At 58.3% G+C, this 22,166-nt stretch carries 19 protein-coding genes and 1 pseudogene; 14 read left to right on the forward strand and 6 right to left on the reverse strand.

The window, feature by feature from the left end; genetic code table 11:
* Positions 1–294 precede the first annotated feature (294 nt).
* Positions 295–1,197: a DMT family transporter gene (locus RZ517_RS02255; protein ID WP_338549876.1), complete on the reverse strand. Its 903-nt coding sequence runs from the start codon at positions 1,195–1,197 to the stop codon at positions 295–297.
* Positions 1,198–1,333: 136 nt separating this feature from the next.
* Between RZ517_RS02255 and RZ517_RS02260 the strand changes: the two genes are divergently transcribed.
* The 6 genes from RZ517_RS02260 (at position 1,334) to RZ517_RS02285 (ending at position 4,783) form a co-directional block, all read left to right on the forward strand.
* The gene (locus tag RZ517_RS02260) at positions 1,334–1,867 is read left to right on the forward strand and encodes a prolyl-tRNA synthetase associated domain-containing protein (protein ID WP_338549877.1); all 534 of its coding nucleotides are present in this window, start codon (positions 1,334–1,336) and stop codon (positions 1,865–1,867) included.
* Between the two features lie 254 nt (positions 1,868–2,121).
* Positions 2,122–2,463, forward strand: a complete 342-nt coding sequence (locus tag RZ517_RS02265; RefSeq protein WP_338549878.1) for an AtpZ/AtpI family protein — start codon at positions 2,122–2,124, stop codon at positions 2,461–2,463.
* Between the two features lie 11 nt (positions 2,464–2,474).
* Positions 2,475–3,251, forward strand: coding sequence for a F0F1 ATP synthase subunit A (locus tag RZ517_RS02270; RefSeq protein ID WP_338549879.1), 777 nt, complete (start codon positions 2,475–2,477; stop codon positions 3,249–3,251).
* Positions 3,252–3,339: 88 nt separating this feature from the next.
* Positions 3,340–3,576 carry a F0F1 ATP synthase subunit C gene (locus RZ517_RS02275; RefSeq protein ID WP_085799500.1) on the forward strand — a complete coding sequence of 79 codons (237 nt, stop codon included), beginning with the start codon at positions 3,340–3,342 and terminating at the stop codon, positions 3,574–3,576.
* An 86-nt stretch (positions 3,577–3,662) separates the two neighbouring features.
* A complete protein-coding gene (locus tag RZ517_RS02280; RefSeq protein WP_338549880.1) occupies positions 3,663–4,217 on the forward strand; it encodes a F0F1 ATP synthase subunit B' in 555 nt (184 codons plus the stop codon).
* A gap of 5 nt (positions 4,218–4,222) precedes the next feature.
* Positions 4,223–4,783, forward strand: coding sequence for a F0F1 ATP synthase subunit B (locus tag RZ517_RS02285; protein WP_338549881.1), 561 nt, complete (start codon positions 4,223–4,225; stop codon positions 4,781–4,783).
* A gap of 63 nt (positions 4,784–4,846) precedes the next feature.
* Here the strand turns inward: RZ517_RS02285 and RZ517_RS02290 are convergent, their stop codons facing one another.
* Entirely contained in the window at positions 4,847–5,818 is a 972-nt protein-coding gene (locus RZ517_RS02290) for a LysR family transcriptional regulator (protein ID WP_338549882.1), read from the reverse strand.
* Positions 5,819–5,994: 176 nt separating this feature from the next.
* On the opposite strand from RZ517_RS02290, the pseudogene RZ517_RS02295 reads away from it, so the two are divergent.
* From RZ517_RS02295 to RZ517_RS02310, 4 genes and pseudogenes are all read left to right on the forward strand, one after another.
* Positions 5,995–7,445, forward strand: a pseudogene (locus RZ517_RS02295) (trimethylamine methyltransferase family protein).
* An 87-nt stretch (positions 7,446–7,532) separates the two neighbouring features.
* Positions 7,533–9,893, forward strand: a complete 2,361-nt coding sequence (locus RZ517_RS02300; protein WP_338551212.1) for a GcvT family protein — start codon at positions 7,533–7,535, stop codon at positions 9,891–9,893.
* The gene (locus RZ517_RS02305; protein WP_338549883.1) at positions 9,890–12,289 is read left to right on the forward strand and encodes a GcvT family protein; all 2,400 of its coding nucleotides are present in this window, start codon (positions 9,890–9,892) and stop codon (positions 12,287–12,289) included. The genes RZ517_RS02300 and RZ517_RS02305 overlap by 4 nt, the downstream gene beginning before the upstream one ends.
* Positions 12,286–13,593 (forward strand): aspartate aminotransferase family protein, encoded by a 1,308-nt coding sequence (locus RZ517_RS02310; protein WP_338549884.1) that lies wholly within the window; start codon positions 12,286–12,288, stop codon positions 13,591–13,593. The genes RZ517_RS02305 and RZ517_RS02310 overlap by 4 nt, the downstream gene beginning before the upstream one ends.
* 12 nt (positions 13,594–13,605) lie before the next feature.
* Here RZ517_RS02310 and RZ517_RS02315 read toward each other — a convergent pair whose 3' ends face one another.
* A complete protein-coding gene (locus RZ517_RS02315; RefSeq protein ID WP_338549885.1) occupies positions 13,606–14,661 on the reverse strand; it encodes an acyltransferase family protein in 1,056 nt (351 codons plus the stop codon).
* 614 nt (positions 14,662–15,275) lie between these two features.
* Between RZ517_RS02315 and aroC the strand changes: the two genes are divergently transcribed.
* Positions 15,276–16,379: a chorismate synthase gene (gene aroC / locus RZ517_RS02320; RefSeq protein ID WP_338549886.1), complete on the forward strand. Its 1,104-nt coding sequence runs from the start codon at positions 15,276–15,278 to the stop codon at positions 16,377–16,379.
* Between the two features lie 66 nt (positions 16,380–16,445).
* Here aroC and RZ517_RS02325 read toward each other — a convergent pair whose 3' ends face one another.
* Positions 16,446–17,318: a DMT family transporter gene (locus RZ517_RS02325; protein WP_338549887.1), complete on the reverse strand. Its 873-nt coding sequence runs from the start codon at positions 17,316–17,318 to the stop codon at positions 16,446–16,448.
* A gap of 69 nt (positions 17,319–17,387) precedes the next feature.
* The gene (locus tag RZ517_RS02330) at positions 17,388–17,675 is read right to left on the reverse strand and encodes an HU family DNA-binding protein (RefSeq protein WP_317056175.1); all 288 of its coding nucleotides are present in this window, start codon (positions 17,673–17,675) and stop codon (positions 17,388–17,390) included.
* Between the two features lie 422 nt (positions 17,676–18,097).
* Here RZ517_RS02330 and RZ517_RS02335 point away from each other — a divergent pair, with 422 nt between their 5' ends.
* Both RZ517_RS02335 and RZ517_RS02340 read left to right on the forward strand, forming a co-directional pair.
* Complete coding sequence (locus RZ517_RS02335; RefSeq protein WP_338549888.1) at positions 18,098–19,162, forward strand: glycosyltransferase; 1,065 nt, start codon at positions 18,098–18,100, stop codon at positions 19,160–19,162.
* 461 nt (positions 19,163–19,623) lie between these two features.
* The gene (locus RZ517_RS02340; RefSeq protein ID WP_338549889.1) at positions 19,624–20,145 is read left to right on the forward strand and encodes an FkbM family methyltransferase; all 522 of its coding nucleotides are present in this window, start codon (positions 19,624–19,626) and stop codon (positions 20,143–20,145) included.
* A 9-nt stretch (positions 20,146–20,154) separates the two neighbouring features.
* Here the strand turns inward: RZ517_RS02340 and RZ517_RS02345 are convergent, their stop codons facing one another.
* The gene (locus RZ517_RS02345; protein WP_338549890.1) at positions 20,155–21,636 is read right to left on the reverse strand and encodes an AMP nucleosidase; all 1,482 of its coding nucleotides are present in this window, start codon (positions 21,634–21,636) and stop codon (positions 20,155–20,157) included.
* A gap of 97 nt (positions 21,637–21,733) precedes the next feature.
* Between RZ517_RS02345 and RZ517_RS02350 the strand changes: the two genes are divergently transcribed.
* Positions 21,734–22,162 carry a glyoxalase gene (locus tag RZ517_RS02350; RefSeq protein WP_338549891.1) on the forward strand — a complete coding sequence of 143 codons (429 nt, stop codon included), beginning with the start codon at positions 21,734–21,736 and terminating at the stop codon, positions 22,160–22,162.
* Positions 22,163–22,166: the final 4 nt, after the last annotated feature.

The raw sequence follows: 22,166 nt of genomic DNA on the forward strand, positions 1-22,166 counted from the left end.
CCTATCTGGAGGCACTCCCGAGCCCTCTCGGGTCCTCCGTTTCATGGGTGGCCCCATTGCCACCGACCCCTTCATCATTTCATGCGCCGGGGTCTAGAGCGTCACGTTTCAGATGCGCGCGGCTTACAGGGTTTTGCAGCGTTTGGGAAGCGCAGAACGCAACACTGTGGGCGAATCATGGTTAATGCCAAGAAATCAAGGGCTTTTAAGCATCGGTAGCACGTCGGTATTACGTCGGTATTGCGTCGGTGCGCTTGGGGCAGAACGGGCAGGTGAACCTTGCGCTCGGTGCGTTCAGGTTTTGGCAAGGCGCAGCGAGAACAATCCCGAGAAAAGGATCAGTCCCAACCCGCTGAGCGCCACGGCATCGGGCAGGTCATCAAAGAACATGAAACCCGCAATCGTCGCGGCGATGAGCTGGGTGTAGATGAGCGGCGAAACCACACTGGCCGGTGTTGTGCGATTGACCGTCACCAGGATGAAATTGCCCGCTGCCGATGCGATGGCGCTGGCCAGGATCAGGGCGGAGATGGGCAGCGACAGCGCAGGCATGCTCTGAGTCAGACCAATCGGCGCAAGCAGGATCGCGCCAATGACAAGCTGTGAAAAGAGCAAAAGGCGCGGCCGGATTTCAGTGGCCAACCAACGTGTGGCCGTCAGGTAGGCCCCGTAAAACAAACCCGCCAAAAGCGCCCAGAGCAATCCAGGTGACACGCCAAAGCCGGGCTTGACGACCAAGAGCACACCGACAAACCCTAAAAACAGAAGAGCGGTTCGCGGTGCTGTGATCTGTTCTTTCAGAAATAAAGCAGAGAGCAGGTAGGACACCATAGGGCCCACGAAGAACACACCAAACACATCGGCAATAGGTTCGGTGCGCAGAGCCGTGAGTATGCAAATGATGCCACCGGCAATGAACCCGGCGCGCAGCCAAAGCCGCCAGTCACGGATTGCCGGAAGGTCATCCTTGGTGAGTGCACAGAGCGGCCATAACAAAAGCGCCGCGATCCCGAACCGCGTCCACGCCACCGTGATCGGTGTCACGCCCATCGCAATGAGTGTCTTACCCGCCGTGTCGCCCAAGACGATGAGGCTCATCGCAGCGAAGATGAGGAGGAAAATGCGCAGCATTGTGGGCAAGCCTTGGGCATGAGGGCGGGTCGTGACACCGGAGGTTTCTCTATCGTCCAGTTTCATTCGGAAGCCAAGCTGCTCTGTTCCGCTCGTTGACTTCGTGGTTTGCGTTTGCAGGACTGTGATTCCCTCTAGAGCCTTTGCTTGTGGTCCGCGTGATCATGAGGCAAGACAATCATCGGTCTTTCAGGGGTATATCATGGACGCTTCTTCCGCTTTTCAGGACACGTTGCCTGTCACCTCGGATGCTTTGCTCGATCAGATGCGGGCGGCAGGGATCGACTTTGAGCTCTATGAACACATCCCGCTGCGCACGGTGGAGGATGCCAAGACGGTGCAGGGGCATATTGTGCCCGGTGGCGCAGGGCGTAGGAACATCAAGAATTTCTATCTGCGGGACCGAAAGAAGCGGAATCATCTTGTCGTGCTGGAGCAGGATCGTGCGGTGGACCTCAAGGCGCTGGGTGCGGTTATGGGCACGGCTGGCTTGTCGTTTGGGTCAGCAGATCGTTTGATGGAGCGTTTGGGTGTACGGCCTGGCGCAGTCAGCCCCTTGGCGATGGCCACTGGGGCAGACAAAGGTGTGACGCTTTTCATGGACACCACGATAAAGACCGCTGAATGGGTTCATGTGCATCCGCTGGTCAATGATCGGACGGTGGCGATCCGGCCTGATGATCTGTTGAAATTGCTGACGAATTGGGGGACTGAGGTGACTTGGCTGGATATGTGACCCAGATTGTCCGCTAGGCGTTTGGTTTGGTTTTATCTGGGTATTTGAGACAAGAAAGAAGCCGGTGTGGTTTTGAATATCAACCAGTTGGTTGAATATTGCTTTGGCCTGAAATGGCCGGAAGTTGCCCCTGCGGCGCAGTCACGCATGCCAAAATAATAATATTGAATCAGGTAGTTAGCCTTCTACTGGGTCGGGTTGACTCATGCCCCCTTGCCGCATAGCACATGCACAACGGTTCCGGAGGGGAAAACGTGGACGATCCTGACCGACGCGAGCAGCTTGAGCAGCTTGAACGACGGATCGAGGCGCTTAAAGAAAAGGACGCGCCAAAGCCCCATCTGGACAACCACTATTCTCAGGCGCAGCAGGCCTGGCGGATGGTGATCGAATTGGTGGCTGGTCTGGGGATCGGCTTTGGAATGGGATATGGGCTGGATTACCTCTTTGGGACGCTGCCGATCTTTCTCATTCTGTTTACGTTGCTGGGTTTGGCGGCCGGTATCAAGACGATGATGCGCAGCGCACAGGAAATCCAGCAGGCACAAGAGGCGGAGACGCCAAAGACGAACGCGCCTGGTAAGGGCGACGAATAAGAGGACGCAAGATGGCGGAAGACACAAAAGAAGGCGGCGCAGAACTGGTATTCCACCCGATGGATCAGTTCATTGTAAAACCTCTTTTTGGGGATGGGCCTGTTGGGCTGTTCACGGTCACGAACGTGACGTTCTGGATGGCGCTTACGGTTCTGGCGATCTTTGCGCTTCTGGTTCTGGGTACATCCGGGCGATCCACGATCCCGACGCGGATCCAGTCGATTGCCGAGCTGGCGTATGGGTTCATTCGCAAGATGGTTGAGGACGTGGCGGGCAAGGATGCTCTGCCATACTTCCCTTACATCATGACACTGTTCATGTTCATCGTCTTCTCGAACTTCCTTGGGCTTATTCCAGGGTCTTTCACCACAACAAGCCATATCGCGGTCACAGCGGTCATGGCGATGGCGGTGTTCCTGGCGGTGACGATCCTGGGCTTTGTCAAAAATGGAGCCGGGTTCCTGGGCGTTTTCTGGATCAGTTCAGCGCCATTGGTGTTGCGCCCCGTTCTGGCGCTGATTGAGGTGATTTCCTACTTCGTGCGCCCGGTGAGCCACTCCATTCGACTGGCAGGCAATATGATGGCGGGTCACGCGGTGATCAAAGTGTTCGCGGCCTTTGCGCCAATGATCCTGATTGGCTGGATCGGTGTTTTGGTCACACCGCTGTCGATCATCGCAATCACAGCGATTTACGCGCTTGAGGTGCTGGTGAGCTTTATTCAGGCTTACGTCTTTACGATCCTGACCTGCGTCTATCTGAAGGACGCGCTTCATCCGCATCATTGATGGTGGGCAGGATTGCCCACCCTACCGAAACAACCGCGGGTTCGCCCGCAAAAGAGACAACTGACATTCCATCGTAAGGAGAAATCAAATGGAAGGTGACGTCGTACAAATGGGTGCATACATCGGTGCTGGTCTGGCCTGTACAGGCATGGGCGGTGCTGCTGTGGGTGTGGGCCACGTTGTTGGGAACTTCCTGTCGGGCGCCCTGCGCAACCCGTCAGCAGCCGGTGGCCAGACCGCAACCATGTTCATCGGTATTGCGTTCTCGGAAGCGCTGGGGATCTTCTCGTTCCTCGTTGCCCTTCTGCTGATGTTCGCTGTCTAAACCTGACGGAAGCTAATCCTTACGCAGGGGTGAAAGGCGGGGCCTTTCACCCTCAGTAATCGGAAGTTCCCAAGGAGGACGCGACAATGGCGAGCGAAACGCATGATGCAGCCGGCACAGCCAGCGCCTGTGTAGACGCAGGTGGTGGGGCCATTGGCATGCCGCAGCTCTGCGGCGAATGGATGGGCAATCAGGTCTTCTGGCTGGTGATTACGCTCATCGTGATCTTTTTCATCCTGTCGCGCATTGCGCTGCCGCGGATTGCGGCGGTTCTGTCCGAGCGTCAGGGGACCATTACGAATGACCTGGCCGCTGCCGAAGATTTGAAGGTCAAGGCGCAGGAGGCCGAAGAGGCCTATCACAAGGCGCTGGCGGATGCCCGTGCCGAGGCGCAGAACATCGTGGCCGAAACGAAGGCCGAGATCAGAGCCGAACTGGACGTGGCCACCGCCAAGGCGGATGCCGAGATTGCCGCCAAGGCAGCCGAAGGTGAAAAGGCGATTGCCGAAATCCGTGCCAATGCGCTGGAAAGCGTTAAGGATGTGGCCAAGGATACGGCCAAGGAACTGATCTCTGCCATGGGCGTGAAAGCCGATGCGCGGTCGATCACGTCCTCTGTGACAGCGAAGTTGAAAGGGTAATCACCATGAAACAGTTGATTGCCACACTTATTGCCGTGAGCGCCGCCAGCCCTGCGTTGGCCGCCAAAGGCCCGTTCTTTTCGCTGAGCAACACGAATTTCGTGGTGCTGATTTCCTTCCTGTTGTTCATCGCAGTGCTGCTCTATCTCAAGGTGCCATCCCTGCTCGGTGGTATGCTTGATAAACGCGCCGAGGGTATCAAGGCCGAGCTGGATGAAGCCCGCGCCCTGCGCGAAGAGGCGCAGAGCCTTTTGGCGAGCTATGAGCGCAAACAGAAAGAAGTGCAGGAACAGGCGGACCGGATCGTGACGCAAGCCAAGGCGGAAGCCGCGGAAGCTGCGGAACAGGCGAAGAAAGACCTTGAAGTCTCTATTGCACGCCGTGTGAAAGCGGCTGAGGATCAGATTGCCTCGGCTGAGGCCAGCGCTGTGAAAGACGTGCGTGACCAGGCTGTTTCCGTTGCGGTATCTGTTGCCAAGGACGTCGTGGCCAAGAACATGACGGCGACCGCGGGCAAGTCGCTGATCGATGATGCGATTGCTGAGGTCGAGGCCAAGCTGCACTGAGCACCAGCAGGGAAATCCTTGTACTCTGAAAATGTAGAGCCCGGGCGATTTGCCCGGGCTTTTTTAAGCTGGTTCAGGTGCGGTCACGGCATCAAGACCGACCTGTCCCATATGCGCCTTGATCACATCGACCATGCTGCGCCGTGCGGATTTGGCAAAATGGGATGGCAGCGATCCCAGCTCTTTGTCCCGCGCCACAACAGTGATGCGCCGCGATAGACCCGCAACAGGAAGAGGGCGCACCTGCAGCGGCATTTGTTCGACAAACCCATCCATCAAGAGGCTCGGTGTCAGAAGCGTAAAGCCAAGCCCCTGGGCTACACATGAGGTGACCATGCTGGATCGGTCCGCCTGAATAACGCGTGGAATGTTCAGTTTGAGCCGCCGTAGATGCTGTTCGGTCTGACGCCCGACGCTTGTCGTATCCGCAAAGCGCACAAGAGGAAGCGTGGTCAGAATGTCGTCCAGCCGATCCTGTGGCCCGGCATAATCTCCGGGCAGTACAAGTAGGAAGGCCTCTTGTAGCACAGAGTGTCGTTCCAGCCCGTCCATGTCGTAAAAGGGATTGGAGCTTATCACGATATCGGCCTGTTTGGTGCGCAAAAGCGTTTCATGGTCGCCGCTTTGACCGGCACGCAATGTCATGTCTTCGACCCCGAACGTGTCCTTGGCAAGCTTGACCAGTGGCACGGTCAGAGTGGTCGCGATGGAAGCCAGCATGCCCACACGCAGCCGGCTGATCGGGTGTGGCCCCTGATGGCGCATTTCTGAGGAAAGATCGGCGACAGCATTCAGCACCCGGGCTGCATGGTGGAACATAAGTTCACCGGTTTGCGTCGGCTTCAACGGGCGCGTGGTGCGGTCCACCAACGTAGTGCCATAGGCGCGTTCGAGATTGGCGATATGCTGTGATGCCGCCGATTGAGTCATCCCGACAAGATGGGCAGCGGCGGTCATCTGACCCGTTTCGACCAAGGCGACATAAACCTCCATGGCTTTCAAAAGGTTGGTGTCGGTGGACATGCGTTTGGACATTGATGCGCTCCGTCTTGGTGGAAGTATTAGAAATACTAATGATGCAATCTGTCAATTGACCGATCAGAGCAGCGGAGCGCAGGCTATACGCGGGAGGATGTGATGTGACAGGATCGTCCAATGCATCGCGGAAACGTCGTAGGCCGGAACGCCCGGTTCAACCGCGTGCGCCCTATGTGACGCGCGCGATCGGGCCATTGCCGGTGCTGAGCGAAGAAGGGCTGGCGCTGATCGAAACGAATGCGGATTGCATTCTGGCTGAGACTGGTATGGAGTTTCATGACGATCCTGAGATCCTCAAAATCTTTCGCGAAGCGGGCTGTGATGTAGACGGCACCCGTGTACGGTTCGCGCCGGGGTTTTGTCGCAAGACCATTCAGGCGACGGCGCCACCACTGGTCAACCAGCAGGCTCGCAATCCGGAAAATTCAGTTCAGATGGGCGGGATGGCAACAGTGCTTTGCCCGTCCTGGGGGCCACCTTTTGTGCATGATCTGGATCGGGGGCGGCGCTATGCGAGTTACGACGATTTTGTCACGCTGGTGAAGCTGCATCAGACCATTCCATGGTTGCATCATTCTGGCGGAGTTGTCTGTGAGCCGGTGGATTTGCCGGCCAGCACGCGGCATCTGGATATGCTTTATGCGCATATACGCCACTCGGACCGGCCCTTTATGGGGGCCTTTATCGGGGCAGAGCGGGCGGGCCACGCGATTGACATGGCGCGGATTGTGTTTGGCGACAGAATGGACGCCGATCCGGTGCTCTATTGCGTGTCCAACACCAATGCGCCGCTGGTTATGGATGCCAATATGTCGGGCGCTTTGAAAACCTACGCCCACGCGGGGCAACCCGTGGCTTGCACGCCTTGGGTTCTGACAGGTGCAATGAGCCCTTGTACCGTGGCCGGAACCTTGGCGCAGGTGCTGGCCGAAGCCATGGCGTGCCTGGCGCTTGTGCAACTCATAAAACCCGGCGCGCCGTGTCTGATGGGGTCATTTGCCTCAACCATGTCGATGCAATCGGGCGCGCCGACCTTTGGCACGCCGGAAGCGGGTCAGATGGTGCTGGCCGCCGGGCAACTGGCGCGGCGGTTGGGTGTGCCGCTTCACACCGTGGGCACGCTTTCGGCGTCCAAGCTGCCCGATGCACAAAGCCAGCAAGAGGCGACCTGGGGCCTCATTATGTCGATGTTTGCGGGGGCCAACCTGATCAATCACGCCACGGGCTGGCTGGAGGGGGGCTGGTGACAAGTTTTGAGAAAACCATGCTGGATGCCGACCTCTGTGGCAAGCTGATGCGGTTCTTTGAAGGGATTGATCTGAGCGAGAACGCGCAGGCGATGACGGCAATCGCTGACACCGGGCCGGGTCAGCATTTCCTGGGGTCGGATCATACGCAAGCCAATTTTCTCACGGCACTCTTCCGGCCAGAGACGCCCGACAACAATTCCTATGAGCAATGGGCCGCAGCCGGGGAATTGGATGCAAGCCAGCGGGCTAATGCACTTTGGAAAGAACATCTGGAGGCTTATGAGGACCCGGGTCTTGATCCCGCAGTGGACGAAGAATTGCAGGCCTATATGGCAAAAACCAAGGAACAGATCGGCGAGGCCGCGTATTTCTGATGGTGCTGGTTGGAGGAAATTTCTTGCAAGAAATTTGGCTAGAAAATTTGAATTTTCTAGCGCAGTGGGACCGGTGGATTGGCTGAGGTGGTGATCATCGGCGGTGGGGCCAATGGGCTCAGTCTGGCCTATCATCTGGCCCGGCGTGGCGTGTGCGATGTTGTGCTTTTGGAGCGCAACAGCCTGACCTCTGGAACGAGCTGGCACGCGGCGGGGATTGTCGGGCCGCTCAGGGCGACACCCAATATGACGCGGCTGGCGATGGAGGCGCTGACGCTCTTTCCGACGCTTGAGGATGAGACAGGCATGGCCACGGGGTATAGGCGCACCGGGGGATATTGGCTGGCGCGGGTGTCAGAGCGGATGGATGAGCTTCACCGGATTGCCGCTCTGGGGCGGCTGTCGGGGTTGTCGCCTGCGATCATTGAGCCAGGCGCGGCGGACATGCCGGGGCTGGATCTCAGCACCCATGTGGGCGTGATGTCTGTTCCGGAAGATGGCAATGTGAACCCTGTGGATCTTTGCATGGCATATGCACGTGCGGCCAAGTCGCGGGGCGTGGACATTCGCGAGGGTGTTGCGGTGGAACGCGTCGTGACAAAAACGGGTCGTGTGACAGGGGTCCAGCTTGCCGATGGCTCGGTCATTGAGGCTGATCAAGTGGCGATTTGTGCCGGGGCGTGGTCCAAGCCGCTGGCGGCGAGTGCCGGGCTGCACCTGCCACTGCAAGCGGTAGAGCATATGTATGTGGTGACGGAGCCTATGCCGGATTTGCCCGATCCTTTTCCGGTCATCCGCGATCTGGATACAGGCATTTACATCAAGGGCGATGCAGGCAAGCTGGTCATTGGCGGGTTTGAGCCCCACGCCAAATGCTGGGATGCGTTTGGACCTGAGGGGGACCGCCCGTTTCTGGAACTGGCAGAGGATTGGGATCAGTTTGGGCCATTCATGCAGGCCGCTCTGGACCTGATGCCGAGACTGGAGCAGTTGGGCGTTCAGCATTTCATGAACGGGCCGGAGAGTTTTACCCATGACACACGGCCACTGATTGGGCCAGCGCCAGAGGTCGCGGGGCTCTTTGTGGCGGCGGGGATGAATTCGGTGGGCGTTATGTCTTCGGCAGGTATCGGGCGGCTGTTGGCGGGCTGGATGAGCGAGGGCGCGCCGGAGTGGGATGCATGGGAGGTTGATGTGGCGCGTGTCGATCCACGGGCGGCGGATGCGGCGCATATGTCGGCACGGATGGAAGAGGCGGTGGCTGATCTCTTTGCGCTTCATTGGCCCTACAAACAACCCGAGGCGGGGCGTGGGATGCGGTGTTCGGCGTTGCATGACCGTTGGGCTGCGCACGGCGCTGTGTTCGGTCAGACCGCCGGATGGGAGCGCGGGCTTTGGTATGCGCGCGCGGAGTCCGAGCGCGATTTGCCCTATGCGGTGGGGGCGCAGCCGTGGTGGGGGATGGCCGCCCGTGAAGCGGCAGAGATGGCGCAGGGCGTGGTATTGCTCGATTTGTCGCCCTTTACCAAGGTTGAGATCAAAGGCCCCGACGTCTTGGGCTTTCTCAATATGCACGCAGCGGCGCAGATGGATGTGCCCGTTGGCAAAGCAGTCTATACGCCCATCCTGAACGACGGGGGTGGCATAGAGGCGGATGTGACCATCACGCGGCTGGCATTGGATCGGTTCTGGCTGGTGTCAGGCGCTGCGACGCGGTGGCGGGACATGGCGCTTTTGCGCGCACGCGCGGTGGGCTGGGAAGTGCAGATTGCGGATCAATCCGAAACCGAAGTTGTCATTGGCGTAATGGGCGCTGGGTCTCGTCGCTTGCTTGCCCATGTGTCAGATGCTGATTGGCAGGGGTTTGGGTTTGGCACCGCGCGGGAGGTTTTGGTCTCGGGCGCGCCCTGTCTCGCCACACGTCTCAGCTTTGTGGGCGAGTTGGGATGGGAACTCTCGATCCCAAGCGGCAAAGCAGGTCAGGTATTCGACGCCCTCATCGTTGCTGGGGCCAAACCCATGGGGCACTACGCGCTGGATGGCTGTCGCATTGAGAAAGGCTTCAAACATTGGGGGCATGATATTGGGCCAGATGTTACGCCGCTTGAGGCGGGCTTGGATTTTACCATCGACTGGTCCAAGGACTTTACCGGCAAAACGGCACTGGAGACGCAAAAGGCCCATGGTGTCGCTCAACAGCTCGCCCTCTTTCAGGTCGAAGGCAGCCCGCTTCTGCTGCATGACGAACCGATCTGGAGTGGCGGTTGCGTGGTAGGCCTGACCACCTCAGGCGGACGGGGGCCGCGCACTGGGTTGGACCTCTGCTTTGGCATGATTGAGCGCACGGCGGAGGGACCGTTTGAGATCGAAGTTGCCAACCTGCGCTTTACCGCAAAGCGGCTCAGGCGTCCGCCGTATGACCCGGATGGCAAAAGGATGCGGGCATGAGTGACGCGCAAGTCATCATCATTGGCGGCGGGGCGATGGGCTGTTCGCTACTCTACCATCTGGTCAAAGAGGGCTGGCGGGATGTGCTCTTGCTGGAGAAGAACGACCTCACCCATGGCTCGACCTGGCATGCGGCGGGGCTTTGCACGCATTTTGCCCATAACGCCCCCATCCAAGAGCTGCGTGCCACATCAGTGCGGCTATACCGGGACATCCTGCCTGAAGAGACCGGGCAATCCTGTGGTTTTCACCCGTCTGGAGCCATGCGAATCACGCGCAATCCCGAACGGATGGATGAATTTCGTCATGTGGCTGGTCTGTCGGCCTTCACGGGGTATCCGCTGGACATCCTGACGCCGGAGCGGATTGTTGAACTTCACCCTTTGACGCAGCTCGACGGGCTGATTGGCGGGATTTACGAGCCTGACGACGGCCATGTAGACCCGAGCCTCGCCACCAACGCGATGGCGCAGATAGCGGTTCAGGGCGGCGGTACAATCAAACGGTACTGCCCGGTGCGCGCGATCAGGCGCGAGGACAGTCTATGGGTCGTGGAGACCGAGAAGGGCACGTTTCAAGCTGAGCATGTTGTCAACGCGGCAGGGACCTGGGGCTTTGAGATTGGCCAGATGATGGGGGTCAACGTGCCCTCGGTACCGGTGCTGCACCAGTATCTGGTGACCGACAAGGTGGAGGCTGTGGCTGAGCGACAAGCGCAAGGATTGCCAGAGTTGCCGATCATCCGCGATCCCGAGGAAAGCTGGTATGTGCGACAGGAACGGGATGGGTTGATCCTGGGGCCGTATGAACGCGAGGCGCAGGTCTGGTCGCCCGATGGGGTGCCGGAGGAGTTTGGTGCCGACCTCATGCCGCCTGATCTAGACCGCGTGGAACATATCATCGCGGCGGCCATGGCGCGCATTCCTGCGCTGGGTGAGGGTGGTGTGAAAACCGTCATCAACGGGCCGATCACCTTTAGCCCGGATGCCAACCCTCTGATTGGTCCAGCACATGGGGTCGAGAATGCCTGGCTGCTGACGGGATCCTCCATGGGGGTGATGGAAGGCGGCGGCGCGGGCAAGTTTCTGTCCCATTGGATGACCCATGGCGCGCCGCCGATGGATGCCTTGGCCGTGGACCCGCGCCGGTTTGGCAAATGGGCGGACCGAGACTATCGCATTGCCAAGGCGGTGGAGTGTTTCGGGCTTCAATTTGGGGTGCACTATCCGCATGAAGAACGTCCTGCGGGGCGGGACCTTCGCAAGTCTCCGCTGCATGATCTGATGATCGAACGTGGCGCTGTGATGGGCGCGGCCTATGGTTGGGAGCGGCCCAACTGGTTTGCGGATGCGCCGGGCGCAGAGGCAGAGGAAACATTCCGCCGGGCCAACTGGTTTGCCCCTGTGGGACAGGAATGCAAGGCCGTCGCAGAACGCGTGGCGTTGGCCGATCTGTCGGTGTTTTCCAAGTTTGAAGTCACCGGGCCGGATGCGCAGCTTTTTGTGGATCAGCTTGGGACCAACCGCGCGCCCAAGCCGGGGCGCATCGGGTTGACCCATGCGCTGACCCCGACGGGCGGTGTCTTGGCGGAGTTTTCCGTTGCGGCGCTGAGCCAGACACAAGCCTACCTCACCTCGGCGGCGGCGGCAGAAGAGATGGATTTCGATCTGCTCCGCGCCCGGGCCAGAGGGATGGATGTTGAGATCGTCAACCGGACAGAGGATTTGGCGGTCATTGGTCTCATGGGCCCAAAATCGCGGGACGTTCTGGCGGCGCTGACAGATGACGATCTGGGCCTGTGGCTGAGCGTACAGGAGATCACCGTGGCGGGTGTTCCGGTGCGGGCGCTGCGCGTGTCTTATGTCGGCGAGCTTGGGTGGGAGCTGCATGTTGCGCGCGACCATGCGATGGCCCTGTTCGAGACTCTGGAAACAGCGGGTCAGCCGTATGACATTGGCCTCTACGGGGCCTATGCCGCCAATGCGATGCGGCTTGAGAAGGGATATCGCGCCTGGGGCAGTGACCTGACCACTGAGCGCAGCCCGCTGGAGGCGGCGCTGGGATATCTGGTGCGCCCTGCGGGGCGCGACTTTGTGGGCCGTGATGCGATGCTGGCACGGCAGGGTAACGCACCCTGGGACATGGTCCTGCTTGAGATTGAGGGAGGCGACGTGGACCCGTTTCATGCCCATAGCCTGTGGCAGGGCGCGCGCAGTGTCGGCGTCGTGACCTCGGGGGCGTATGGCCACCGCACCAGCAAGGTTCTGGCGCTGGCCTATCTGCGTGATGCCTCGGCGCGGGATGGTTTGAGCGTGGAAATTCTTGGGCAAAGGCGCGCGGCGCGTATTCAGGACTGTGCGCCCTATGACCCTGACAATGAAAGGATGAAACAATGATCAAAACCGATTGGTCGATTGAGGCCACTGCCGCGCGGCGGGCGCAATACTACGCCGCTTCGCAGTCAAAATTCGTTCCTTTCAAAGAGCCGATGGTCTTCAAACGCGGATCGATGCAATACCTCTGGGATGCCGAGGATCGCAAATACATCGACCTTCTAGGCATGAATGTCTGTATCTCGGTAGGCCATTCGCACCCTGATGTGGTCAAAGCGGCAACCGAGCAGGCGCAGACACTGACCCATTGCACCACGATGTTCTATCACCCAACGCCCGCCCATCTGGCCGAAGAACTGGCGGCGACCATGCCCAAGGAGGAAGAGTGGGTTGTGCATTTCACCAATTCCGGCGCCGAGGCGATTGATCTGGCGATGACCATGGCGCGAACCTATACGGGCAACCTTGACCTTCTGGCGCTGCGCACGTCCTACCATGGCCCCACAGCGGCGGCGCAGTCCGTGACGGGAATTGCAGGCTGGCGGCATCCGGGCATGCCGGGGCATGTGGCGTTTGTGCCCGAGCCTAACCAGTATCGCGGGATTTTTGGTGAGAATGCGGGGGCTGCGTCTTATCTCGATGAGATTGAGCGCGCGATTGCCACCGCGACTACTGGCAAGGTCGCGGGCATGCTTGTGGAAAGCGTGCAGGGCTATGGCGGGATCATTGAGATGCCCAAGGGATATATGTCAGGAGCCGCCGAACGTGTGCGCGCGGCGGGCGGGCTTTACATTGCTGATGAGGTGCAGTCGGGCTTTGGTCGCACGGGCGACCACATGTGGGGCTTTGAGGCCGATGGGGTGGTGCCGGACGTCGTGGTGATGGCCAAGGGGATCGGCAACGGGTTCCCTTTGGGAGCCGTTGTGGCGAAGAAGGCTGTTGCCGCACCGATGGCCGAGAAGTTCATGTTCCACACCTATGGGGCCAATCCCACAAGCTGCGCCGCGGGCCGGGCTGTGCTTGAGGTGATCCGGCGCGACAAGGTGCAGGAGAATGCGCGGGAGGTGGGCGCAGCGCTTCTGGAGCGGCTTCACGGGTTGAAAGACAAACATGCCGCCATCGGGGATGTGCGCGGCCGGGGTTTGATGCTGGCCATTGAGATGGTGAAGGACCGCAAGACCAAGGAACCTGATGAAGATGTCACAGCGGCGGTGTTTGAAAAGACCCGCGACGCTGGGCTGATCCTGTCAAAATCCGGGCCGCACCGGTCCTGCCTGCGGATGGTGCCGCCGATGTGTTTGTCGTTGCAGGATGTGGACAAGGTGGCTGAAGGGCTGGATGCGGCATTTCGGTCGGCTGCAACGTAAAGACGGCCAAGATCATGCAGGGCGAGGCGCGGCAATCCAGCGTTTTAGGCCAAGTGCAGGATGTTCCACAGCATGCCAGGACAACACGGCGCAGAAAACCGCCAAAGGCAGTGCAAAGATCACATTCGAAAGTGGATCGGAGAAGCCCAAGGCAAAGCCGGTCTGTTGAAGTGGGAATGCGTAAATATAAGTCCCGTAAGAATAATCCCCCAGACGATTGTAAGCCTTCAGCTTTGGCAGGGAGGCAAAGCCTAACAGGATGCTGCCATAGCTAAGCGCGACGATTAGCATAGGCAAAAAGAGCTCAGTATTGCGAAGGAGGGTTGTGAGGACAGCCAGGACTGCGACCAACCAAAACGTGAGTGGTACATATGCGCGCCAGACATAGACCGTCATGCCGATTACAAAGGGCAGGCCGAGGTACAAGGTGGTTTCAAAACGTGTGCCTAAATCCATGCTTGCCTTGATGCCAAGCGCTGCTGCGAAGAGGCTCAGCACGATGAGAAATATGCGTGGGCCTGAAAAAAGACCCATCACACCGCATATCAGAACAAACCCATAGCAAATTACCTCGTATGACAAGGTCCAGAGTGAGCTGTTGACAATTGGGCTGAACGGGTGGCTCTCAAACACACCGGGCAAGTTAGGCGCAGAAAAGAAGAGCAGCAGATTGCGTAGCAGGTAAGACAGGCCCTCTGACCAGAAAGTAAGATCACGGGTCATAGTGACCCAAAGTCCGGCCGCCAGAACTGTAAGTGTCAGCATCACCAAAAGTGCAGGAAAAATGCGCAGTACACGGTTTGTGACAAACGAGACCAGGCTTCGGCTTCGGTCGAAACTTTGGGTGATGAAAAATCCAGATACGGCAAAAAAGATGAGTACGCAGGCATCCCCTAGTGTCACTCCTTTGAGTGTGCCTTCTAAAATCTGCGGGGCATCAGGCCCCCCGGTGACAGGAATGGAATGGGAGACCAAGACACCTAATGCGGCCAGCATGCGCAACAGGTTGAAATTATTGTCGCGCCCCCCAGATTGATCGGCAACAGTGGTCCAAACACCGAACCCCATACGCAAACTCCAAACATCAATTACAAATCGACTTTTTCAAAAAAACCGTCGGCCAAAGCAGTCGGCCTTCAATTTATATAGGGCGCAGAGAACTGTTGGCCATGGTGCTCAGCAGACTGATGGCGAGATGAACAAATGAAAGGGGGCCGTTGGTTCGGCCCCTCAGTCAGTCCTGCCGTGTGTGCGTGATTGTCAGTTTTGCTTGCAGAGGCGCGCCTGAGAAAGACGGGTGTCTGCTATGCAACTTGGATGGGTCAATGATGCGGTGGAATATGCAAGCGCGATACAAAATACAAATAAGAACAAAGCCATAAAGATCATCACCTGCATATGTCGGGAAGATGAGTGACATGCTCGCAAGGCTTTGAAAGCTCCAGCGCGGTCATATGATCCTCCCACGTTCATTTTGTATAGGCGAAGTGATTCGAAGCGGTCAATAGAAACCGATTCGCGAAGTGTGAATTCGGTATTCGACACAGGTTTTTCATCGTTCTGCTAGGCCGTGCGAGGTTTGCACGCTTGCATCGCCGCGCGCGGCATTCGGGCGCGTTCGGCGAAATTGCTTGAGGCGGGTGCTGCGCCCGGCTAAGTCCATCCGTCAAAGGAGATCGGGCATGAGCCTCAACACATTCGGACATCTCTTTCGTGTTACGACATGGGGCGAAAGCCATGGGCCTGCTTTGGGTGCGACGGTGGATGGCTGCCCGCCCGGCGTGGCAGTGGATGAGGCGTTTCTCCAGACCTTTCTCGACAAGCGCCGCCCGGGTCAGAGCAAGTTCACCACGCAGCGCAAGGAAGCGGATGCGGTGAAGATCCTGTCGGGTGTGTTTGAGGGGCAAACGACCGGCACGCCCGTGCAGTTGATGATCGAGAACACCGATCAACGCAGCAAGGATTATGGCGACATTGCACAGACGTTCCGCCCCGGCCATGCCGATATCACCTATCACCAGAAGTACGGCATTCGGGACTATCGCGGTGGCGGGCGCAGCTCGGCGCGTGAAACGGCGGCGCGTGTGGCGGCTGGCGGGTTGGCGCGTGCGGCTCTGCGGGATCTGGCGCCGGGGCTTGAGATCAAGGGGTACATGACGCGTATGGGCGAGGTCGAGATTGACCGGGCGTGTATTGACTGGGCCGAGATTGATAGAAACGATTTCTTCTTGCCCGATGCCAAGGCGGTGCCGGACTGGGAAGCCTATCTTCAGGACATTCGCAAGGCGCAGAATTCCGTGGGTGCCGAGATTGAGGTTGTCTGTCGCGGCGCCCCTGCCGGGTTGGGTGCGCCCGTCTATGGCAAGTTGGATACCGATCTGGCTTCGGCCATGATGTCGATCAACGCGGTAAAAGGGGTTGAGATTGGCGAAGGCATGGCGGCTGCGCGTCTCAAGGGGACCGACAACGCCGATGAGATATTCATGGGTGCGAACGGGCCAGAATACAGTTCCAATCATGCGGGTGGAATTCTGGGCGGTATCTCGACCGGGCAGGATATTGTGGTTCGGTTTGCGGTGAAGCCCACCTCCTCGATCCTGACCCCGCGCAAATCCATCCGCATGGATGGCAGCGCGACCGAGGTGGTCACGAAGGGGCGGCATGATCCTTGTGTCGGCATTCGCGCTGTGCCGGTGGGCGAGGCGATGATGGCCTGCGTGATCCTGGATCATTTGCTCTTGCATCGAGGCCAGGTTGGCGATGGTCCGCGCGGTGTGATCGGGTAGGACACGGAATTTTCGGAAATTCCGACGCCTTCGGCGAGGTTATTTGCGACAAGAAAGAAGCAGGGTCTAGGTCGACTTGGCTTGCCTTGAAAGCTGCACTGCTAAAATGCCCAGCGTCACAATTGTGACACCTATGATGTCCCAGAGACGCAAAGTTTCACCAAGGATCAGCGCGGCAATCACCACACCGAGGAACGGGTTCAGGAAGTGGAACGTGGCCGCCTTGATCGCGCCGATGCGGTTGACCAGCCAGAACCAGACCAGCGTTGCGGCGAGACCGGGAACGAGCGTGGTATAAGCAAAGGCCGCGATGAGTTGCCAGGACCACGCGACCTCGATGGTTTCCGTTGCAACACCCACTGCGCCGAGTACAGCGCTTCCCACAAGCATCTGCAAGCCAACAATCATCAGGAAATTGCCACCCGACGTAGCGCCTCTGACCGACAGCGTGGCAAAGGTCAGCGCAATGACCCCCGCCACACAGAGACCAATGCCATAGAGATCTGCGCCGCCTTGCAGGCGCGAGCCCATGATGAGGCCGACGCCGATCACACCCGCGACGAGACCCACAAAGCCAAGTGCGCCGATGCGTTCTTTGAAGACAGCCCAACTGGCCAATCCAACCAGCAACGGCATGGTGGAGGCGATGATGGCCGCGAGTGAGGCTTCGACAGTTTGCATGGCGACGAAGTTGAGGCCGAGATAGAGCGCGTTCTGGCAGATGCCGAAAACAATCGTGGCGCGCCACTGTGCCGGAGTGAGCTGCCAAGTCTGTCCCAAAGCACGGGCGATGAGGACGCCGAGCAGGCCCGAGATCAAAAAGCGCAGGGCCAGCGCACTGACCGGGGGCGCTGCGGCGACGATGATCCGGGCAGAGGTGAAGGCGCTTGACCACATGACCGCAAAGGCCAGCCCCATCAAGATCGCACGCACATCCATGTCACAGGTCCAAAATCAAAAGGGCCGCCTCTGGGGCGACCCTTTCGGAAAACTCAGATGTTTACAAGATCAGCCGTTCACGCTGTCTTTCAGCGCTTTGGCGATGGTCATCTTGACGACCTTGTCAGCGTCCTTGTGGATCTGCTCGCCCGTGGCAGGATTGCGCACCATCCGCGCCGGACGTTCGCGGCAGTAGATTTTGCCGACACCTGGAAGTGTCACAGCACCACCGCCCGATACTTCGCGTGTGATGATCGAGATAAGTGAATCCAGCGCGCCGCTTGCGGATTTCTTGTCGCTGCCCATTTCCTCGGCCAGGGCCGTCACGAGCTGTGTCTTGGTCATTGGTTTTGCCATTTTCTGGTCTCCTTCAACTGCCCGTTTCTTGGGCCTCCTGCCGCAGATTTAACTGCATCTTGTGGGCGAACACAACAAATAGTGTAAGAAAATAAGGTTTTTCGGCGGGTTTTAGGGAGTTTTTCGGGAGTAAACTGCCCATCGAACTGAAGTTTGAGGCCTGAATGCGTTGAATCCCTCTTTCGCGCCAAATCTGCTCAGACAGCGAATCATGACGAAAAGCCTTGTTTTTCTAGGTTTGGCGCGTCGGCATGGCATCTACAGTGACCGGCAGATCACTTTCGTAGCGCGGCGCGTGCTGCGCGGTATTCGTGGCGATATGACGACATCGACCAGGAACATGCCATTCGCAAAAGTGATCCCATGGCGTTTTGGAGCAAGGACTGTATCGTCGGCGAAGTTTGACGAGAGAGGGCAGCAAAATGGCAACAGAGCCATTTGATCCGGCAACCACCAAAAGGCGTATCGCTGTGGTCGGTCCTGTGCCGCCCATCCGCAGCGGGGTTGCGCGCCACACCGCGGCTGTCGCCTTAGCATTGGCTAAAGACCCAGGCGTCGACCTCAAAATATGGTCCTTCTCGCGGCAATATCCCAAAAGGCTGTATCCAGGACAGTCGGAAAGAGTGCCTGATGGGAAATCACCGGACGGTTTGGATGTCATTTGGTCATTGGACGGGATCAACCCGTGGAGCTGGCGTAGAACTGCGCAGGAGATTTGTGCCTGGAACCCCGATCTGGTGGTTTTGCCTGCCTGGACATTCTTTCTTGCGCCAGCGCTGGGCTGGGTTGCCCGAAGGTTGCGGGGGGTCGGAATTGAATGCTGTGTGATTGTGCATAATGCGTTTGACCACGACGATCACACAGGGTCCGGCTGGAAGGCTCGGCTCAGCCTTTGGCAACTTGCGCAGGCCGATCGTTTTGTGACCCACAACGAGGCAATTGCACAGACGCTTTCAAATCATCGGCCTGACGTACCGATCCGCGTGTTTCCGCATCCGACCTTCGAGGATTTCCCGGATCCGAAGGGCACGCTCGCGCGAGAGGCGAAGTTGGAGCTTTTGTTCTTTGGTCTTGTGCGGCCGTATAAGGGACTCGATCTGGCGATAAAGGCGGTGGCGCGTAGCGCGCGACGCGATATACGCCTCACCGTTGCAGGGGAATTTTGGCAAGGCCAGGAGGAAACACGGCAAGATATCACCCGGCTTGGCCTGGAGGATCAGGTTGAGCTCATCCCGCGCCATGTCAGTGATGCGGAAACAGCAGAGCTTTTTAATCGGGCTGATGTTGTCCTGTTGCCCTACCGGTCTGTGACGGCATCTGGCGTGATACCAGTCGCGTATCGCTACGGCCGTGCGGTGATTGCCAGCGATTTGCCGGGGTTTTCGTCAGTGGTCATACACGGCGAGACGGGGTGGTTGATCCCCCCGAAGACGTTGACGCCCTCTCTGCCCAGATTGATGCGTTGGACCGACCCAAAGCCGATCTAGCGGGCGAAAAAGCACGGCAATTCAGTGCTGAATTGAGCTGGGAGCGATTTGCCAGGCTTCTGCTGGGCGAGGAGCAGTCCTTCACACTCAAAACAAATACAGATGCAGGGTGACGCGATCTCAAAGGCTGATGTGTCTTGAATTGCCCACTGCGGGCTTCTGTTTTAGCGTGCGACGCATTGAACGGGGAATAGTCGGGTGGCAAACGTGAAACGCCGATTGGCGAGATTTATACGCAGTAAGGTATCCAACCCGGAAGTGTACGGTTTGATGCGCAGCGCCATGTTGCTCTGGCAGCGTATACTGCGCAGGCCGGATGAGCCGGATTTGCGGTTGTTTGTGCGGATACCGGAACGTCCCGTTGAGCTTGTCCTCGACATAGGGGCCAATGGTGGACAGAGCGCGATGGCACTCTCTTTTTGCGCCCCAACGCGCAGATCCTGTCGTATGAGCCGCTCCCGATGCTGTGGCCAGAGCTGAAGCGGGTACGCCGGTTCATCGGCAAACGGTTTGATTTTCGGGGCTATGGTCTTGGGACATCTCAGGAACGGACAACGATCTATGTTCCGGTTGCCGGGCGTCTTCCGATTACGACGCGGGCGTCCTTGCTTGAGAATGAGGCGCAAGGTCAGTGTGCTCAGCTTGCCCTCGAAACCGGTTTAGAGACGTCGGTCAATCAGGTGGACATCGAAATTCGGCGTGGGGACGACGAAGGTCTCGCACCGCTTGCAATAAAGTTGGATGTCGAAGGAGCAGAGCGCGTGGTACTGGATGGTTTGACGGAAACGATCGACACGCATCGGCCTGTGATGCTGATCGAATACAGCGACTCCTTTGAGGCCTGCGCCGCGTATTTCTCAGAGCGGGATTACACGATCTATGTTGGCGAAGACCGAGGTGATGGCACCCTGATTTGCCCCGACCTGTCGACACGCAATTGGATCGCAGCACCCAATGAACATGCACATCTGTTTGCCGTCTGAACTTAGAGGCTACAAAAACGCCGTTTCATCAAAGCTGCGCAGTTTTCGTGAATGAATACGTTCCAGCGGCATCTGACTGAGGTGCTCCATGGCGCGGATGCCGATCATGAGATGGCGAGACACCTGGGTTTTGTAGAAGTCGGATGCCATGCCGGGCAGCTTCAGTTCGCCGTGCAGGGGTTTATCGGACACGCAAAGCAATGTGCCGTAGGGCACCCGGAAGCGAAAGCCGTTTGCCGCGATGGTGGCACTTTCCATATCCAGCGCAATAGCCCGTGACTGGCTGAGGCGCTGAACCGGCCCGGATTGATCGCGCAGCTCCCAGTTGCGGTTGTCAAAGCTGGCCACAGTTCCGGTGCGCATCACGCGTTTCAGGTCATACCCTTCAAGCTCTGTTTCCGAGGCGACGGCTTGTTCCAGGGCAATCTGAATTTCCGCCAGCGCGGGGATTGGCACCCACGCAGGCAAATCATCGTCAAGTACGCCGTCCTCGCGCAGGTAGGCATGAGCCAGCACGAAATCCCCGAGCGATTGCGAATTGCGTAAGCCTGCACAGTGGCCGACCATGATCCACGCATGTGGACGCAGCACCGCGATATGATCGGTGGCGGTTTTGGCATTCGACGGACCGACGCCGATATTAACCAAAGTAATTCCGCTGCCATCGGATCGGGTCAGGTGATAGCTTGGCATCTGCGGCAATTTTGATGTGGGTGCCAGCGGTGCATCTGGGTCGGTGATCATTGCATTGCCCGGGCCGACAAAGCTCTCATAGCCACTGTTCGGATCGGCCAGCATGTGGCGGGCATAGGCCTCAAACTCGGCCACGTAGAACTGATAGTTGGTGAACAGCACATGGTTCTGAAAATGGCCGGGATCTGTTGCGGTATAATGCGTCAGCCGCGCCAGAGAATAGTCCACCCGCTGTGCCGTAAACGGCGCAAGCGCCCCAGGCTGGTCATCGCTTGGAACAAAGGTTCCGTTGACGATGTCATCATTGGTGCTCGACAGCTCCGGCACATCGAAATAGTCACGCAAGGTGAAATCAGCAGCCCCTTGTTGCGGAACACTAAGGCCAGTGTCATTGGCAACAGCGAAATGCACAGGCATGGGCGTTTGCGAAATCTGAATGGTGACCGGCACGTCGTGATTGCACATCAAGAGGTCAATTTGTTGTTCCAGGTAATGCCGGAACAGACGCGGCCGCGTGATCGTCGTGGCGTAGGTGCCGGGCTCGGCCAGATGGCCAAAACTGAGACGGCTGTCGATCTTGGCAAAGCTGGTCGTGCTAAGGCGGATCTCGGGATAATAGGCACGCACACGACCCGACGGGCCATGCGGAGACATGGCGGATTTGAACTCTTCACAGAGAAACTGCGTCGCCTCATCATAAAGCGTGATGAGATGGGCAACAGCGGCTTTGGCATCGGAAAATGTCTTGGGTACAGAGGCGGGCGGTGTCCGCGCTGTGTCGGAGGGGGCATGAACCATAAAGGGACCTGATGTGATGCGGATGCAGGCGTACGTTGACACGGGCGCGGGCGGTGATCAAGTTGCCGGGGCGACGTGATCTTGGGGGATGTGCAAGATGGACTATGAAACGGTATCTGCCGAAGCCTTTGGTGCATCGCTCAGAGGTATTGGACTGAATATTCTGGTGCGGGATGTGACCGCGCAGGTGGCCTTTCTTGAGGATATCTTTCATCTGAAAGCGCATCGCGTGAGCCAGGATTTTGCCATTCTGACCTATTTCGGAGAGGTCATGCAGTTACATGCTGATCACACTTACAGTGCCAATCCTTTGTTGGGGCTATTACCGGAAGCAGGTGCGCGGGGCGCTGGTGCCGAGTTTCGTTTCTATCAAACGGACCCCGATGAGGCAGTGGTACGGGCCGAGGCGCGCGGGGCGTATATTTTGCAGGAACCGACGGACAAGCCGCACGGGCTGCGCGAGGCATACATCGTTTGTGAAAACGGCTATGCCTGGGTTCCGTCACGGCCGCTGGATTTGGAGTAATCAG

It is taken from the genome of Roseovarius sp. S88 (genome assembly GCF_037023735.1).
Classification (GTDB): Bacteria; Pseudomonadota; Alphaproteobacteria; order Rhodobacterales; family Rhodobacteraceae; genus Roseovarius; species Roseovarius phycicola.

Coding starts and splice junctions, on each gene's coding strand:
- RZ517_RS02255 (WP_338549876.1), bottom strand. CDS start 1,197: ATGAAACTGGACGATAGAGAAACCTCCGGTGTCACGACCCGCCCTCAT.
- RZ517_RS02260 (WP_338549877.1), top strand. CDS start 1,334: ATGGACGCTTCTTCCGCTTTTCAGGACACGTTGCCTGTCACCTCGGAT.
- RZ517_RS02270 (WP_338549879.1), top strand. CDS start 2,475: ATGGCGGAAGACACAAAAGAAGGCGGCGCAGAACTGGTATTCCACCCG.
- RZ517_RS02275 (WP_085799500.1), top strand. CDS start 3,340: ATGGAAGGTGACGTCGTACAAATGGGTGCATACATCGGTGCTGGTCTG.
- RZ517_RS02280 (WP_338549880.1), top strand. CDS start 3,663: ATGGCGAGCGAAACGCATGATGCAGCCGGCACAGCCAGCGCCTGTGTA.
- RZ517_RS02285 (WP_338549881.1), top strand. CDS start 4,223: ATGAAACAGTTGATTGCCACACTTATTGCCGTGAGCGCCGCCAGCCCT.
- RZ517_RS02290 (WP_338549882.1), bottom strand. CDS start 5,818: ATGTCCAAACGCATGTCCACCGACACCAACCTTTTGAAAGCCATGGAG.
- RZ517_RS02305 (WP_338549883.1), top strand. CDS start 9,890: ATGAGTGACGCGCAAGTCATCATCATTGGCGGCGGGGCGATGGGCTGT.
- RZ517_RS02310 (WP_338549884.1), top strand. CDS start 12,286: ATGATCAAAACCGATTGGTCGATTGAGGCCACTGCCGCGCGGCGGGCG.
- RZ517_RS02315 (WP_338549885.1), bottom strand. CDS start 14,661: ATGGGGTTCGGTGTTTGGACCACTGTTGCCGATCAATCTGGGGGGCGC.
- aroC (WP_338549886.1), top strand. CDS start 15,276: ATGAGCCTCAACACATTCGGACATCTCTTTCGTGTTACGACATGGGGC.
- RZ517_RS02325 (WP_338549887.1), bottom strand. CDS start 17,318: ATGGATGTGCGTGCGATCTTGATGGGGCTGGCCTTTGCGGTCATGTGG.
- RZ517_RS02330 (WP_317056175.1), bottom strand. CDS start 17,675: ATGGCAAAACCAATGACCAAGACACAGCTCGTGACGGCCCTGGCCGAG.
- RZ517_RS02335 (WP_338549888.1), top strand. CDS start 18,098: ATGGCAACAGAGCCATTTGATCCGGCAACCACCAAAAGGCGTATCGCT.
- RZ517_RS02340 (WP_338549889.1), top strand. CDS start 19,624: ATGCTGTGGCCAGAGCTGAAGCGGGTACGCCGGTTCATCGGCAAACGG.
- RZ517_RS02345 (WP_338549890.1), bottom strand. CDS start 21,636: ATGGTTCATGCCCCCTCCGACACAGCGCGGACACCGCCCGCCTCTGTA.
- RZ517_RS02350 (WP_338549891.1), top strand. CDS start 21,734: ATGGACTATGAAACGGTATCTGCCGAAGCCTTTGGTGCATCGCTCAGA.